The sequence below is a fragment of the Brachybacterium sp. AOP25-B2-12 genome (genome assembly GCF_052378625.1).
In the GTDB taxonomy this organism is placed as follows: Bacteria; Actinomycetota; Actinomycetes; order Actinomycetales; family Dermabacteraceae; genus Brachybacterium.
The window spans coordinates 42,274-57,153 of the sequence record NZ_JBQSXW010000017.1; the positions used below are offsets into that span (position 1 = coordinate 42,274).

At 72.1% G+C, this 14,880-nt stretch carries 7 protein-coding genes; 6 read left to right on the forward strand and 1 reads right to left on the reverse strand.

Annotation, left to right across the window (positions count from 1 at the left end):
- Window positions 1-90: 90 nt before the first annotated feature.
- The 6 genes from ACT3TZ_RS12225 to ACT3TZ_RS12250 all read left to right on the forward strand — a co-directional run bounded on the left by ACT3TZ_RS12225 (window position 91) and on the right by ACT3TZ_RS12250 (window position 13,050).
- Window positions 91-2,607: a DUF6049 family protein gene (locus tag ACT3TZ_RS12225; RefSeq protein WP_444583702.1), complete on the forward strand. Its 2,517-nt coding sequence runs from the start codon at window positions 91-93 to the stop codon at window positions 2,605-2,607.
- 7 nt (window positions 2,608-2,614) lie between these two features.
- Window positions 2,615-6,967 carry a lipid II flippase MurJ gene (locus ACT3TZ_RS12230; protein WP_444583703.1) on the forward strand — a complete coding sequence of 1,451 codons (4,353 nt, stop codon included), beginning with the start codon at window positions 2,615-2,617 and terminating at the stop codon, window positions 6,965-6,967.
- The gene (locus tag ACT3TZ_RS12235) at window positions 6,964-7,629 is read left to right on the forward strand and encodes a hypothetical protein (RefSeq protein ID WP_444583704.1); all 666 of its coding nucleotides are present in this window, start codon (window positions 6,964-6,966) and stop codon (window positions 7,627-7,629) included. Before ACT3TZ_RS12230 ends, ACT3TZ_RS12235 begins: the two co-directional genes overlap by 4 nt.
- 118 nt (window positions 7,630-7,747) lie before the next feature.
- Window positions 7,748-8,824 carry a thioredoxin-disulfide reductase gene (trxB, locus tag ACT3TZ_RS12240; protein ID WP_444583705.1) on the forward strand — a complete coding sequence of 359 codons (1,077 nt, stop codon included), beginning with the start codon at window positions 7,748-7,750 and terminating at the stop codon, window positions 8,822-8,824.
- Between the two features lie 34 nt (window positions 8,825-8,858).
- Window positions 8,859-9,452 (forward strand): hypothetical protein, encoded by a 594-nt coding sequence (locus ACT3TZ_RS12245; RefSeq protein WP_444583706.1) that lies wholly within the window; start codon window positions 8,859-8,861, stop codon window positions 9,450-9,452.
- Between the two features lie 3,064 nt (window positions 9,453-12,516).
- On the forward strand, window positions 12,517-13,050 hold the full coding sequence (locus tag ACT3TZ_RS12250) for a GNAT family N-acetyltransferase (RefSeq protein WP_444583707.1): 534 nt from the start codon (window positions 12,517-12,519) through the stop codon (window positions 13,048-13,050).
- Window positions 13,051-13,076: 26 nt separating this feature from the next.
- Here ACT3TZ_RS12250 and ACT3TZ_RS12255 read toward each other — a convergent pair whose 3' ends face one another.
- A complete protein-coding gene (locus tag ACT3TZ_RS12255; RefSeq protein WP_444583708.1) occupies window positions 13,077-14,813 on the reverse strand; it encodes a ParB/RepB/Spo0J family partition protein in 1,737 nt (578 codons plus the stop codon).
- Window positions 14,814-14,880 lie beyond the last annotated feature (67 nt).

A 14,880-nucleotide genomic window follows, 5' to 3' on the forward strand; every position in this document is an offset into this window, starting at 1 on the left:
AGCGGATCGGCGGGGGCTGGGCTCACGGGGGTGTTCCTGTCATGCCTGGCGTTCGTCGGCTGCACCAGGTGGGGGACATACAGTGTCCCCATGCCGTCCACGCCCTCGATCGCGCGCGCCCTGCGGTCGCGTGCGGCGGCAGGGATCGCGGCCCTGGTGATCGCGCTGGTCACCGTGCTCGGTGTCGCGCCCGGGCAGTCTATCGCCGCGCCGGGCGGACCCGCGGTCCCCGCGGACCCGCCGCCGGCCTCCGCGAGCGGGGTCACGATGGACCTCGCGTCGATGGGTCCGGCGTCCCTGGCACCCGGCGGCACGCTCACGGCCACGGTCTCCGTCACCAACGGCACCGCCCTGCCCGTCCCGGAGCCCCGGCTGGAGCTGCGGACCCTCGTGCCGCGCGTGACCGATCGCTCGGTCCTCCAGACGTGGGAGGCCGACACGGCACCCGAGGCGCCCGGCACCGTCCGGGGAGACAGCGGTGCCGGTGCCGCGGCGCTCGCGCCCGGGGAGACCCGCTCCTTCACGGTGGCCGTGGCGGCCGATTCCCTCGGCTTCTCCTCGGACCCCACGCTCTGGGGTGCGCGCCGGATCGCCCTGACCCTGGCCTCACCGACGGCGCCGATCTCGACGCTGCGCACCTTCACGGTGTGGCGACCCGAGGGGACGACCGCCCAGATCACCCAGTCGGTGCTGCTGCCCGTGGCCGCACAGGACCCGGGACTGGCCGCGACGGACCCGCACGCCTATGCCGCCTCGATCGCCGACGGCCCCCTGCACGACGCCCTGACGATCGCCGAACGGCCCGACGTCGACTGGCTCCTGGACCCGGCGCTGCTGGACCCGCCCGCCCTGGAGGAGCCCTCGGACACCGACCAGGACCGGGGCGACGACCAGACCCCCCAGCCCAGCACCGACGGCACGACATCCTCCGCCGCCGCCGAGGAGACCGGCGGCGAGTCCCCCGCCCCGACGGACGGCACCGCGACCGGCACCGCCGAACCGGACGAGGCGGCCACCGGGACGGGCCGCTTCACCGTCGACCCGACCGCGCAGACCTTCGCCGACACGCTCCGCGGCGCCGCCGGCGGCAGGACCATCCTCACCACCCCCTACGCCCAGGCAGATCTCGTGTCGCTCGACGCCGCCGGGGCTCCCACCGCGCGCCGCACCGCGGACGAGCGCGGGCGCGAGGCCCTGTCGACCGCGGGCGTCGCCGGCGCGGGAACCGTCCAGGAGCTCGCGGCCGACGAGGCGGATCCCTCGACCGCCCAGGCGCTCCAGGACACCGGCGCCGACGTGCTCATGATCCCCTCGGTCTCGCTGCGGGAGGACCTGGGCTCGACCGTCACCCCGTCCTCGGTGGGCAACCTCGCCTCGCCCTCGGCGACGACCCCGGTGCTGGCGCCGGACGCGGTGCTCTCGGACGAGCTGTCCTCGATCACGACGTCGTCCGACGGCGAGCAGACCACCCAGCGGATGCTCGCGGAGACCGCCGTCCTGGCATCCGAGCCGTCCGCCGCGCCGCGCCAGGTGCTGATCAGCCCGACCTTGGCCGAGGACGTCGACACCGACGCCACCGGCCGCACGCTCGACGCGCTCGACAGCGCACCGTGGATCCGGCAGGGCCGCACGGGGGACCTCCTGGACGCCGCGGAGCAGGGGGCATGGGCCTCCGGGACGCAGGACGGGTCCGGCGCGCTCTTCGCTATGGGCACCGTCACCACCGATCACGTCCGTCCCGCCGTCGAGGACGGCGAGGGCGGATGGAGCGTCCCGGGCAGCGCCGTCCGGCCCTCCCTGCTGGCACCGGCTCCGCTGACCTCGCTCGAGGCGCCGCTGGGCCGGCTCGAGGCCGTGCGCTCGGCGATGACCGACCCGTCCGCCGCGGACGTCGCGGAGCTGACCGCTCTGTCGGCGACCTCGCGCACCTTCCGCGGGGACGACGGGGCCCGCACCGCCCAGGACCGCGCCGCCCGGGGCGCCGAGCTGGCCGACGCGGTCTCCTCGGCGGTCCAGGTCCAGCCGGCCTCGAGCTACAGCCTCATCGCCTCCAGCTCCGGCGTGCCGATCACGGTCTCCAACACCCTGGGCACCCCCGTCCGGGTCGCCATCTCCGTCTCCTCCGACAAGCCGGTCGTGCGCCTGGCCGAGGAGCCGCAGGTGGTCGAGGTCCCGGCCCGGGACCAGGTCGAGGTCAAGGTGCCCGTCGAGGCGGTCGCCAACGGCTCCGTGCAGCTCACCGTCTCCCTGCGCACCGTCGACGGGGACCAGCTCAGCGAGCCCCGCGAGGTGCCGCTGACCGTGAACCCCTCCTGGGAGAACTGGACCACCGTGGCCCTGGTCATCGCGATGGGGCTGCTGGTGATCGTCGGCGTGCTGCGCGCCCGTCGCACCGGGTCCGATCGCCGGGCACCGGCGGTGCGGGGCCCGGAGGACGCGGCGACGCTGGCGCGCACGGGCCTCTCGGAGCCACCGGGGCAGCAGGAGCACCAGGAGCAGCAGGAGCAGCAGGTCGACGGGACGCCCGAGGGGCCATCACCCCCGAGAGGCAGGCACGCCCCGCGCCACGACGCCCCCGGTGAGCACCCCGCCCCGGAGAACGGATGACCTCCCGATGACCGACCCGACGCAGCCCGGAGCCACCGGGCAGGAAGCTCCCGTCCCGACGGCGGGCGGCGACCGGGGCACCGGTGCGCGCAGCCGCCAGCTGCGCGCGAGCCTCGTCATGGCCTCCGGCTCGACGGTCTCGCGGGTGCTGGGCTTCGGCCGCAACTTCATCATGGGCGTGATCGTCGCCGGCACCGGCTCGGCCGTCGGCACCGCCGTCAGCGCCGCCAACCTGCTGCCCAACTCCGTGTGGATCTTCATCGGCGGCGGCGTGCTCAACGCGATCCTCGTCCCGGCGATCGTCCGGGCCATCCAACGCCCGGACCGCGGCTCCGACTACGTGTCCCGCCTCATGACGCTCGTGGTCACGGCCGCGGCGGTGCTCACCCTGGTCTCGATCGCGCTGGTGCCGGTGCTGGTGACCGTCACGAGCGGCCGATTGCAGGCGCCGACCCTCGCGCTCGCGATCCAGCTCGGCTTCTGGATGATGCCGCAGATCATGTTCTCGGCGCTCTACGTCATGTGCGGGCAGCTGCTCAACGCCCACGAGTCCTTCGGCCCCTTCGAATGGGCGTCGGTGTGCAACAACATCGTCGGGATCCTGGGCGGCCTCGCGTTCCTCGGGATCTGGGGCGTGGTGCCCGACCCCACGGCGTGGACGATGCCGATGATCATCGCCTTCGCCGCCTTCAACGTCGGCGGCTCGGCGGCGCAGGTCGTCTTCCTGCTGTTCTTCGTGCGACGCCTGGGGCTGCGTCTGCGTCCGCGATGGGGCTTCCGGGGCCTGGGCCTGGGGAAGCTGTCGCGGATCGGGCTGTGGACGCTGGCGATGCTGGGCGTGGCCCAGGTGGGGATCTGGGCCACCCGCTGGTCGACGGGCACGGCCCAGGAGGCGGCCGCGCACTTCTCCGCGCTGGGCGATGCCACACAGGCGGATCGCTACCCCTCCCTGTACGCGCTGGACAGCTCCTACATGGCGTTCATGATCCCGCAGGGGATCATCGCCGTCGCGCTGGTCTCGGCGGCCTTCCCGACCATCGCGCGCCACGCCTCGACCGACGACCATGCCGGGGTGCTGCTGCAGTACGTGCGCACCTCGCGGGTGCTGCTCGTGCCGATGATGCTGGCCACCGTCCTGTTCATCGGCCTCTCGGCCCCGATCATGTACGTGATCGTCGGCGGCACCGGCAAGGTGGGCGCCCACGCCAACGCCCTCGTCCTGACCGGATACATGCTGGGCCTCGTGCCGTTCGCGGCCACCTACCTGGTCAAGCGCGTGTTCTACGCCTACGAGGACGCCCGCGGGCCGTTCTGGATGCAGCTGCCCAACGCGCTGGCCTCCATCGTGATGATCTGGCCGATCCTGCACCTCGTGAACCCCTTGTGGGCCACGGCCGCGGCGACGGCCGCGAGCTCCGTGGGCAACCTGCTGGGCTGGCTGCTCGGACTGTGGCTCCTGGACCGCAAGATGAGCGCCCACGGGATCCGCCTGCGGACGGCCCGGGGCAGCGGCATCGTCCTGGCCAAGCTGACCCTGGCCGGCGTCGTGGCCCTCGTCGCGGGGCTGGGCCTCTATCTCGTGCTGGGCGACGTGTTCTGGATCAACCGGATCCTGACCGTGGTCCTCGGGGCGGTCGTGGGCGGGGTGATGTCCGCGCTGTTCCTCGGGATGGCCTGGCTGCTGCGCGTGCAGGAGCTGCGATCGGTCGTGGATCTCGTGCTGGGCCGGCTGCGTCGACGCCGGGGGACCCCGCCCTCGGCCCCGGCCCCGACCGTCGCGGCGAACCCCTCCCGGCCCGGTCCGGGCACCGCTGGGGCCCCGTTCCGTAGCATGGTCGCCACACCTGCGACAGCATCGACCCCGATCGAAGGACCCGGAGTGAATCCACGACCCCATGATGAGGAGCTCGCCGCCCGCTGGCGGCTCGAGAGCGAGATCCCGCTCGGGGGTCTCGCCGCGGGCGCCTCGTGGCATCGTGCGCGCTCGGTCGCGACGGGGGATGCGCTCGCTCTGCTCATCGTGCGCGGGAGCGCGGCGTCCGAGGCCGCGGACGCGGCCCGGCGGACCTTCCTCGTCGAGGACCCGCATCTGCTCCCGATCGAGGACGTCACGGAGTTCGGCGAGGATGGGGAGGACGCCGTCGCCGTCGTCTCGTACCCGATGCCCACGGCGCCCCCGCTCGCGGCGCTCCTGGGCGAGGGCACCATCCGTCCGGAGACCGCCCGCTCGGTCATCGGCGAGGCGGCGACGGGTCTCGAGGCCGCCCGGCGACGCGGCGTCCGCCACGAGCACCTGGACTCCAACCGCATCTTCGTGGACACGCGCAGCGGCGCCGTCTCCGTGCTCGGGGTCGGCGTCGAGGCGGCGACGTTCGGGGAGGAGTCCACCCCCGGGTCGATCGCCGCCTACACGGATGTCACGGCGCTCGTGGCCCTCCTCTACCGTGCGGTCACCGGGCACAGCGCGCGCCGCGGCACCGACGGGATCGTGCCGCTGCCCTCGCGCGTCACCGACCGCACCGTCCCCGCCGAGCTCGACGCCCTCTGCGACGCCGTGCTCAACGGATCCACCCAGGATGCTCCGGCCAACGCCCGACAGCTCATCGACTGGATCCAGCCCTGGCAGTCGATCCCCGTGACCCTCGAGGCCTACGACCCCGAGGACCTGTCCGAGGCCCCGCCGGCCGGGGATGCCGCCGGCGGCGACGCGACGCCCCCGGACGCATCGGCGAGCTCCTCGGCGTCCCACACCGCGCCGCAGGACACCTCCCCGAGCACCCCGGACACGAGCCCCGCCGCCGGATCCGATGCGATCGGCATCGCGGCGGCGCCTGGCGCCCCGGGAACCGCCGGAGCCGCCCCCGGCGCCGCGGGGTCCACAGCGGCGGCCCCCGGCACCGTGGGTGCCGCCGAGGCGGTCGGGGCGACGGCAGGGGCCGCCGGCGTCATCGCCAGCGCCTCCATCGCCCGCGGTCTCGATCAGCCGGGTGCCCCGGCGGACCTCGCCGACCACGCTGCCGACGATGCATCCCAGACGCCCGGGAGCGCAGGGCAGGAGCCCGCAGCGCATCCGCAGAGCGGCGACGAGGACCCCGGAGTCGAGGCCGAGGAGCTCGTACGCGACCTCCACCTCGCCGACAAGCGCTCCGCGACGGCCTTCCCGGCCGTCCTGCCCTGGGGACCGGACACCCCGGAGAAGCCCTTCGACGAGACCGCCCGCGAGGCATCGCGGAGGACCGACGTCCCGGCGGGCTCCGCCGATCGACCCCACTCGTCCTCCGACCAGGCATCCGTGGCTCCGGGACAGGGACCGGCGGAGCACGGCCCGGACCCCGCAGGACAGGGAGCGGTGCCGCCCGGCCCCGGACTCACGCCCGCAGGCCGGGAAGCCATGCCGCCCGCTCCCGCCCAGGTGCCTCCCGCAGGCCAGAGCGCTGCCACCGGTCCGGGCACCACGCCCGGGCCCTCCGACGAGGCGCCGCGCGGCGGGGACCTCGGCGATCTCGAGGACACCACCCCCGTCGCCGTGCGCACGGCCGGAACCGACCGCGCAGGAGGAGGCTCCGGCCCCATCGTCGTGCCGGGCCGTGCGGCCTCCGTCGGCGGACCGGCCTCCGCGGCCGACGCCGAGACCCGCGCCTCCCTCTTCCGCGACGTCGTCTCCGTGGCGATGGACGACGAGCGTCCCGCGACCTTCGACCTCGGCCCCGAGACGGGACCTGCCCGCTCGCGCCAGACGCAGTGGATCCTCATCGGGTCGATCCTCATCGTGATCGTCGCGCTCGTGTTCGCGATCACCTCGATCACCTCGGGGCTGCGGGAGACGTTCTCCAATCCCCTGGGAACGACGCCACCGGTCTCCGAGAGCGCCGCGCCGACGAGCGAGCCGGCGCCCGCGGAGGCGGCGCCGTCCGAAGCCGCCCCGGCCCCGCCCGCGGCCGCTCCGCCGGCGATCTCAGGCATCGACATCTCCGGCACCGACCACCCCGACAACGCCCCGCGACTGACCGACGGCGACCCGGGGACGGTCTGGAAGTCCCGCCAGTACCGCTCACCGAACTTCGGCAACCTCAAGGACGGGATCGGCCTCACGGTCCACCTGGCCCAGCCCGCGGCCGTCACCGATGTGGTGCTCACCGCGGGGAACGTGACCGGTGGCAAGGTCCAGCTGCGCACCCTCAACGGGGACGGCAGCCCCGGGGACGTCGTCGCCGAGGGCACCTTCAACGGCCCCGGGGAGATCCATCTGACGCCCGGGCAGCCGTTGCAGGACGTCGGCGGCGTCGTCGTCTGGATACCCGAGCTCCCCCAGGACGGCGGCACCAACATCGCCGAGATCTCCGAGATCCGCGTCGCATGACCTCCGACGGGGGCCGCGGCCCGGACCGTCGCAGCCAGGGCCGGCGTTCGACCGCGTCCCTCCTGCAGGGCCTCGACGCCCTGCGCCGACGCAGCACCGCCCGTCGTCGCGCGCGCCGCGCCTTCGGCACCGTCGGCACCGACTCCGGACCCGCCTTCCTGCTCGGCATCCCCGTCTCCGCGCTGCTGGTGGGGCTGGTGGCCATCGTGCTGGTCGGAGTGCTCGTGGCGACCTCGCTCACCCTCACCACCCAGTCCGGCCAGGACGACGCCGCAGGTGGGCTGCGCGACGGCTCCATCGGGAAGATTCCGGGCGCCGCGACCGTTGTCACGGAGAGCACGCTCGGTGCGGAGATCCAGGAGCTCTTGGACACCTCATCGACCGGGACGACGGCGGACTTCGACGTCTCCCGGTGCCTGCGCGAGCAGGGCATCGACCAACCCGTGATCGCGATCGAGGAGGTGTCATGGGGAGCGCAGCAGATCGATTCGTGGCTCGTCGTATACAGCTCGATCGCGACCGACACGATCCGGTCCGAGGGCGGCGCGGTCAGCGCGATCGTCGTGCTGCCCTCGTGCGGCACCGCGTCGAGCGACGCCGCGGAGATCGCCGCCAATCGCCTGTGGACCGGCTCCGCGCTCGTCGGACCGTCGTCGTCATGACCACGGCGTCCAGCGCCCCGCTGCCTCCGCCGGCCCCCCGTCCGTCCATCGCCCCGTCCTCGCGAGTCCGATCCATCGGCCCCGCCCGCACCACCCCTCATCCGGAAGGAACCCGCTCGTGACCCAGCCCATCCAGCCCATCAGCATTCTCGGAGGCCTCGTGGGCCCCGGTCTCGGTGCGCCCGCCGCCGGCACCGATGACGCCGTGGCCGTGGCCGTCTCCGAGCAGGACGCGCTCCACGAGGTCGTCATCGTCGGCTCCGGGCCCGCCGGGTACACCGCCGCGATCTACGCGGCACGCGCCGAGCTGAAGCCGATCGTCGTCGCCGGCTCCCTCGACGCCGGTGGAGCGCTCATGACCACCACGGACGTCGAGAACTTCCCCGGGTTCGCCGAGGGCATCATGGGCCCGGAGCTCATGGCCACGATGCAGGAGCAGGCCGAGCGGTTCGGCGCGGAGATCCTCTTCGAGGACGCCACCGAGCTCTCGCTCGAGGGACCGGTGAAGACCGTGACCCTCGAGGACGGCACCGTGTACCGCGCCCGGACGATCATCATCGCCACCGGCTCCGCCTACCGCGAGCTGGGGATCGACGGGGAGAAGCGGCTGTCCGGCAAGGGCGTGAGCTGGTGCGCGACCTGCGACGGGTTCTTCTTCAAGGACCGCGACATCGTCGTGATCGGCGGTGGCGACAGCGCCGTCGAGGAGGCCACCTTCCTCACGCGCTACGGCACGAGCGTGACGCTCGTCCACCGCCGGGACGAGCTGCGGGCCTCGCGCATCATGGCGCGCCGCGCCGAGCTGGATCCCAAGCTCGCGATGGCGTGGAACTCCGTGCCGGTGCGCATCAACGGCGACGAGTCCGTCGAGTCCCTGACCGTCCGCGACGCCGTGACGGGCATCGAGCGGGAGATCCGTGCCGACGCGGTCTTCGAGGCGATCGGCCATGTCCCGCGCTCAGGTCTCCTCGTGGGTCAGCTCGAGCTCGATGCCCAGGGCTACGTCGTCTGCCAGGGACGCACCACGCGCACCTCGCTCGAAGGCGTGTTCGCCTGCGGTGACGTCGTGGACCACACCTACCGGCAGGCGATCACCGCCGCGGGCTCGGGATGCCAGGCCGCGCTGGACGCCGAGCGCTACCTCTCCGACCTCGACGCGGAGGTCGCCGAGGCACAGCTCTCCGCGGCACGGTGATCGGCGTCCCCGCCGCAGGATCCCGGGTGCGCGCGTGAGCGTGCTGACCCTGTCCCCGGGCACGACCCAGAGGCTCCCACGGGCTGCACCGCTGCCGGAGGTCCTGCTCGTCCTCGTGACCGCCGATTGGGCCGCTCCGGCCCGTCCGGCCGAGACGGTCCTGCGGGAGCTCGTGGCGCGGTCGCGGGGGGAGCTGATGGCGGCGAGCATCGACGTGTCCGGGGAGTCTCCGGTCGTCGAGCTGCGATGCACCAGTGTGGGCTCCCACGGCATCGTCGTCCTCGAGGATGCCGTTCTCGAGGTCGCGCCCGTTCCTCTCGAGGGGAGCAGCGAGGGTTCGCCCGGAGGCACATCGGTGCCGCCGGCCCCTGGGGAGGAGCCCGCAGCGGCTCCTGTCCGGATCGGTGGGAGCGAGGAGGGCGTCGCGGTCGCGTCCAGCGCGGCCCTCGACGTGCTGCGCATCGAGGTGCTCCCCACCTGGTTGCGGTGCGATCGCGAGGAGGATGACGTGGCCGAGCCTGCGCTGGGTGCCGTCCCTCGCTGGCGCATCATCGAGGCGATCACCGGCGCTCACCCGAAGCATGAGCTCATGGCACGGTTGCTGCGCTCGGAGGGCTTCACCGACTGACGTTCCGCACCGAGCGGACCGTGGTGGTCGCCGTGTCCGCATGCCGGGGAGTCCGGTGGAGCACGTGCACGCAGGCGTGCGGTCCGGCACGGAGCCGAGCAGGAGCGGCCCGTCCGGAGACTGGTCGGACGAGCCCCCGACAGGACGTCCGCGGCCACGCGGACCTCGATCTCGATTCATCACGCGACGTCAGTTATCCACATTTCCTTCCACCTAGTTATCCACATAGCGGTCCACAGTGCAGTCCACAGCGATGTGGACGGGGGCACGGCGCCGGGTCTCACGGTCACGCGTGGCCAAGCCCCTCCCGCTTCGCTCCACCTCACCGTTCCACGCCCCTGAACAGGCCGAACGCTGTTACCTGTGCACCTCCTGGATTGCCCATGGGTGGTGTTGCGGACGCGATCCCGGCTTCCGACGCCAAGGGATTCACGTGGATGCACAGTGCTGTCCACATTCGGGGACGACCATGATGCTCGGTGCGGTGCTCGCGAGCCGGCATGGGCCGCCACCGCGCCGCCCGGCCGCCCCGTTCGCTTCCGCGCTTTCACGCATCGCTGCGTCGCAGGTGTCGGATACTCGGTACGCGCTGAGCACGGCATTCCCCTGTCCCACGTGAAACACCGGAGTCCGTCTCGCGCCCGACAGGGGGGTGGTTGGTTGGAACACGGGGTATCCGCTCGTCAGCCTCGAGGCTCGCCTGCGGTCGCCGCGACCTGAAGGATCCACGTGAAACGAGACCGAGCCCGCTCGGCAATCCCGCCCTCCCAGTGTCTCCGCACGTCGATCGGGCGCGCCCGAGTTGGCACAGCTCCCCCCGTCGATCTCCCGCGCTTCACGTGGAACGTCGATATTCCGCTCCGTTCCTCAGGGCTGCTACCGTCCCGGTCGATCCTGACCGTCCGGCTGAACGCCCCGACCGAAGACGCCATGCCTCGTGCCTCTCCTCCGTCGCCCTCGCAGCCATCGCGTGCCTTGCGGGAGGACGTTCTGCCGAGCCTTGTATTGGTTCGACGCGGCGGCTCGTAGTCCGTTTCACGTGAAGCTCCGGGTCTGAGCTCGGTTCGCAAGGGCGCTTCGTGACGGAAGGTCATCGTTCTTGTTGAGCGAACGGGAGGCGACGACTCCGCCCATGCTGACGGCACTCACACCGCGGCGCGCGGTTGCTCCCGTGGTCATCGGCTCGACGGGCGCCGGTGACGTGTGATGGTCCACGTGAAACGGAGCTCCGCTGAGGACGCATGACTTGGGCCACCCGGCGAGTGGACGCATCCGCACAAGGCGACGCGCACGAGCAGCGCCCCCCAACTCAAGGCCTCTCTGGCGGCGCGAAGCTCGGACGTAGGGACGCCTGGTATAGCGCCGCAGGACCCGTACCTTCCATGCACGACCGCGGCCGAGGAGCGATGGACTTGCCGTCCGTCATCCGCGCCCACCGGTGACGCCTTGTCGTCCACGCGAGATCTCAACGTTTCACATGGAACCCATCGGTGGCTCCTGTATCCGACGCTGCTGGATCTCGAGGCCGGGTACGCACCCAGACAACGACCCCCTACCGGCCGACGAAGCCCGAATGCTGAGTGCCGAATGCCGGGTGGCGAGTGCCGAGTACCGAGTGCCGCCACTTTGTCGCCGAACGTTTCACGTGGATCATGGCTCCCACCCACCGATTGAATGGACACGCACGTTGAGTGGTAGGGGAATGACATGCGGCAGGGTGAGCTACTGAGCAGCGCGCGACCCAAGCTCGACGCACCGCCCGGAGCACGCCACCCCTTCTCGATCGACGGAGCTCACCTCCGGGATCGCCCCCACAGGCTTCCTCACCCTGCAACGTCGTACGAGCTCGCGATCCCGTGGATGGTCGGACGGTTCTCCGCCGGTCCGTGGGAACGAGTTGGCGGGCGATTCCAGGCACGAGTGCAGTTCCGAATGAGCGACGATCCACGTGGAACGGGACCACCAAGCCTCTGAAGGCGCTCCATCGAGCACCCAGCCCACGGACATTGCACGGCGGCTATGGGACGGTCCGAGGCGAAGAAGGCCCCGCGAAAGCCCTCACCACGCAGCTCCGGCGGCAGAGTTCCCCTCCTCTTCCATCTCCTTGAACTGCATTGGGCTCCCGTAAGCCGGTGGGCAAAAGCCTCAGAAGCCTGCCGTCGCAAGCGAATCGCGACGCCGGGACGTTTCACGTGGATCCCATTCCCGCGTTCGCTACATTCGTGGTCTGGGAAGTTTGGCTCGCGTGCTGCACCCGATGACTGTGAAGGGGAAGGACCGAAACGGTCCTCCATCCACCGACAGCGCCCTAGCGCCCCGCCGACCGGCCCCGGAAGCCGCACCGAGCGTTGACACCCAGCGATCACAGCACTGAGTAGGAGGTGTTCCGGGTAGCACCCGAAGCGTTCACTGTGAAGCCTCGCCACGTGGTTCCCCGTGAAACCATGGCGAGATGGACGCTGAGCCGATGAAGCCGCGGGAGATCAGCCGACATTGGACACGGCAGACGCCGTCGAACGGTCCCGGGTCCCACCAATCCGTGCAGCCCTTCCGCACCACGATCCACGTGGAACATCGCATCCAGCACCCGCGAGCCGACGGCCTCTAGAATCCAATGCCGCGCGCGACCACCACGGAGCTGTGCGCGCCGACGCGCATGACGTTCATAGCGTGCGCCCACGTGAAGCACAGGCCACCACACGCTGGGTTTTCCCCAATGTGCACGCGATAGTGGAAAGCCACGCGCCAGCGCCACGGGGAGTCTCCAGACAACCTCGGATCCCTCATGACAGTGTCGGACAGTGCGACGATCACCCCGGGGCGACAGTTCGCGGCCCCGACGATCAACAGGGGACCGCAGGCGCATCCCGCAACAGATCGATCGTCCACTCAACGCATCTCGGCCAAGCTGGTCACCCCAGGTCACGCCCTCGCACACCTACCCTGTGAACCTGAGCCCACCACCGACCCGGAGCGCCTCAGGGAACCCGGGTCCACAGACGCAACCCAGCCCACCGGCCGGACATGCCCGGTCCTCGTGTTCACCGGTCGGTAGTCTCGCCCGGTGACCATCACGATCCGCACCGCCGAATCCCGCGACGTCGCGGACATCCTCCGGCTCATCCGCGACCTCGCCACCTACGAGCGCGAGCCCGACGCCGTCGAGACGACCCCGCGAGATCCCCGGGCAGCGCTGTTCCCCGAGACGGGGAGTCCGACCGTGTGGTGCGAGCTGGCTGTCGACGAGCACGGTCAGGTGAGCGGCATGGCCCTGTGGTTCACCACGTTCTCCACCTGGACGGGCAAGAGCGGGATCTGGCTCGAGGACCTGTACGTGGATTCCGGGCATCGCGGCCACGGGGCGGGCAAGGCCCTCCTGGAACGCTTGGCATCCATCTGCGTGGAGCGGGGCTGGACGCGGCTGGAGTGGACGGTGCTCACCTGGAACACGCCGTCGATCGACTTCTACCGCGCCCTGGGCGCGGTGCCGCAGGAGGCGTGGATGACGCATCGGCTGGACGGTGCCGCTCTGCAGGACCTCGCAGGAGCACCCGCGGGCCCGACGTCCCAGGACCAGGAGCCCACTGCCCGCGGATGAGGGCAGGTCGATGCAGATCCTGAGGGTCAGTCCTCGGGAGAGGCGTCCTCGAGGTGCTCTGCGCCCTCGAGCCCGATGCGTTCCATCAGCCGCTCGAGATCCTCGAGGTTGGTGAACTCCAGGGTGATGCGACCCTTGCGCTTGCCGACGTCGATCCGGACGGGCGCTTCGAGGCGGTTGGACAGACGGCTCGTCAGGTCGACCACGTGGGGGTCGTAGGAGCTGCGCCGGGGAGTGGCCCGCGCGCGCTCGGGTTCGATGCCCCGGGCCACGAGACGCTCGACCGCACGGACCGAGAGACCCTCGGCGACGATGCGCTGGGCCAGCTCCTCCATGAGCGCAGGGCTGTCCAGGCCCAGCAGAGCCCGCGAGTGCCCCGCCGACAGCGCACCGGACGCGAGGCGCCGCTGCACCAGCGGGGGGAGCTTCATGAGGCGCAGGGTGTTGGTGATCTGGGGGCGTGAGCGGCCGATGCGGTCGGCCAGCTCCTCCTGGGTGCACCCGAAGTCCTCGAGGAGCTGCTGGTAGGCCGCGGCCTCCTCCAACGGGTTCAGCTGCGAGCGGTGCAGGTTCTCGAGCAGGGCGTCGCGGAGGAGGTCGTCGTCGCTGGTCTCGCGGATGATCGCGGGGATCGAGGCGAGGCCGGCACGTCGGGCCGCCCTCCACCGGCGCTCACCCATGACCAGCTCGAAGGACTCACCCTCGTCGGTCGCCGGGATCGGCCGGACGACGACGGGCTGCAGCACGCCCACCTCGCGGAGGGAGTACGCCAGCTCATCGAGGGCGTCGTCGTCGAAGACGGTCCGGGGGTTGCGCGGGTTCTCCCGGATCTCGTGGATGGGGATCTCGGCGAACTCGGCACCCGGCACCGGCAGGAGCGCGCCGTCCGAGGAGCTGTCCGTCGGCTTCTCCTCAGCACGCACATCGGCCTCCGCGGCGTCTCGGGTCGCCTCGGTCGTGGTCGTCCGTCGTGCGGGCTCGGGCACGACGGCCTCGACCTCCACGGCATCGCCGCCCTCGACCACGGAGGACGGATCGGTGCCCGGCCCGGTCCCCACGGCCTTCTCGTCGGCCTCGGACACCGCCGAACGCGTGCTCTTCGCGGCGGACCCCGCAGCCCTGGAGGTCGACCGCTTCGGGGTCGGAGACGTCCGCTTCGCGACCGTGCCGGTCGTGGACCGGGAGGTCGACGGGCGGGACGAGGCGGTCGAGGGGTCCCCGACCGGGGCGGCCGGAGACGCCGGGGCGCCCGCGGCCTCGGCGGTCACCGCGGCGTCGGCCACGGGATCAGCGGCATGGCCTGCCACGGGTTCCACGGCGGCGGCGGCCTTGGACGCCGCCGTCCCGCCCTTGGTCCCGCGGGTCGCGGTGCGGCGACGGGAGCCCGCCTGGGCGGCACGACGCTCGGCGACGTCCCGGGCCATCGAGTCCGCGAGATCCCGCCCGTTGCGGTTGCGGGTCGCGGTGCCGGCGATCACCCCGGCCGGATCGCCGCTGAAGAACATGTCGACCGGTCGCGTGCCCGCCGCGTGCTCCTCGGTGGGCTCGGCGTCGGCCTGGGGCTCGCGGGCGCCCGATGCCTCGGAGCCGTCGGGGCCGGCAACGTCCGTGGTCCGAGATCCGCGATCCCGACGGGGGGTCGGCTCCGTCCTCGGGTCCTCCTCCGCAGGCGTGACGGTCCGGGGCCGGGTCGTCGTCGAGGTGGTGCCGGCGCCCGGGATGAGGGCTCCGAGTCCGCGGCCGAGGCCTCGCTTCTGCGTCATGTCCGTCCTTCGGATGAGGAGCGCCACCGGCGGTGACAAGGGTGGTGCGCGGGCCGGGGCCCGAGGG

What these genes read in the sequence shown, in the direction of transcription:
- ACT3TZ_RS12235 (WP_444583704.1), top strand. Translation starts at nt 6,964, where the DNA reads ATGACCTCCGACGGGGGCCGCGGCCCGGACCGTCGCAGCCAGGGCCGG.
- ACT3TZ_RS12225 (WP_444583702.1), top strand. Translation starts at nt 91, where the DNA reads ATGCCGTCCACGCCCTCGATCGCGCGCGCCCTGCGGTCGCGTGCGGCG.
- ACT3TZ_RS12255 (WP_444583708.1), bottom strand. Translation starts at nt 14,813, where the DNA reads ATGACGCAGAAGCGAGGCCTCGGCCGCGGACTCGGAGCCCTCATCCCG.
- ACT3TZ_RS12230 (WP_444583703.1), top strand. Translation starts at nt 2,615, where the DNA reads ATGACCGACCCGACGCAGCCCGGAGCCACCGGGCAGGAAGCTCCCGTC.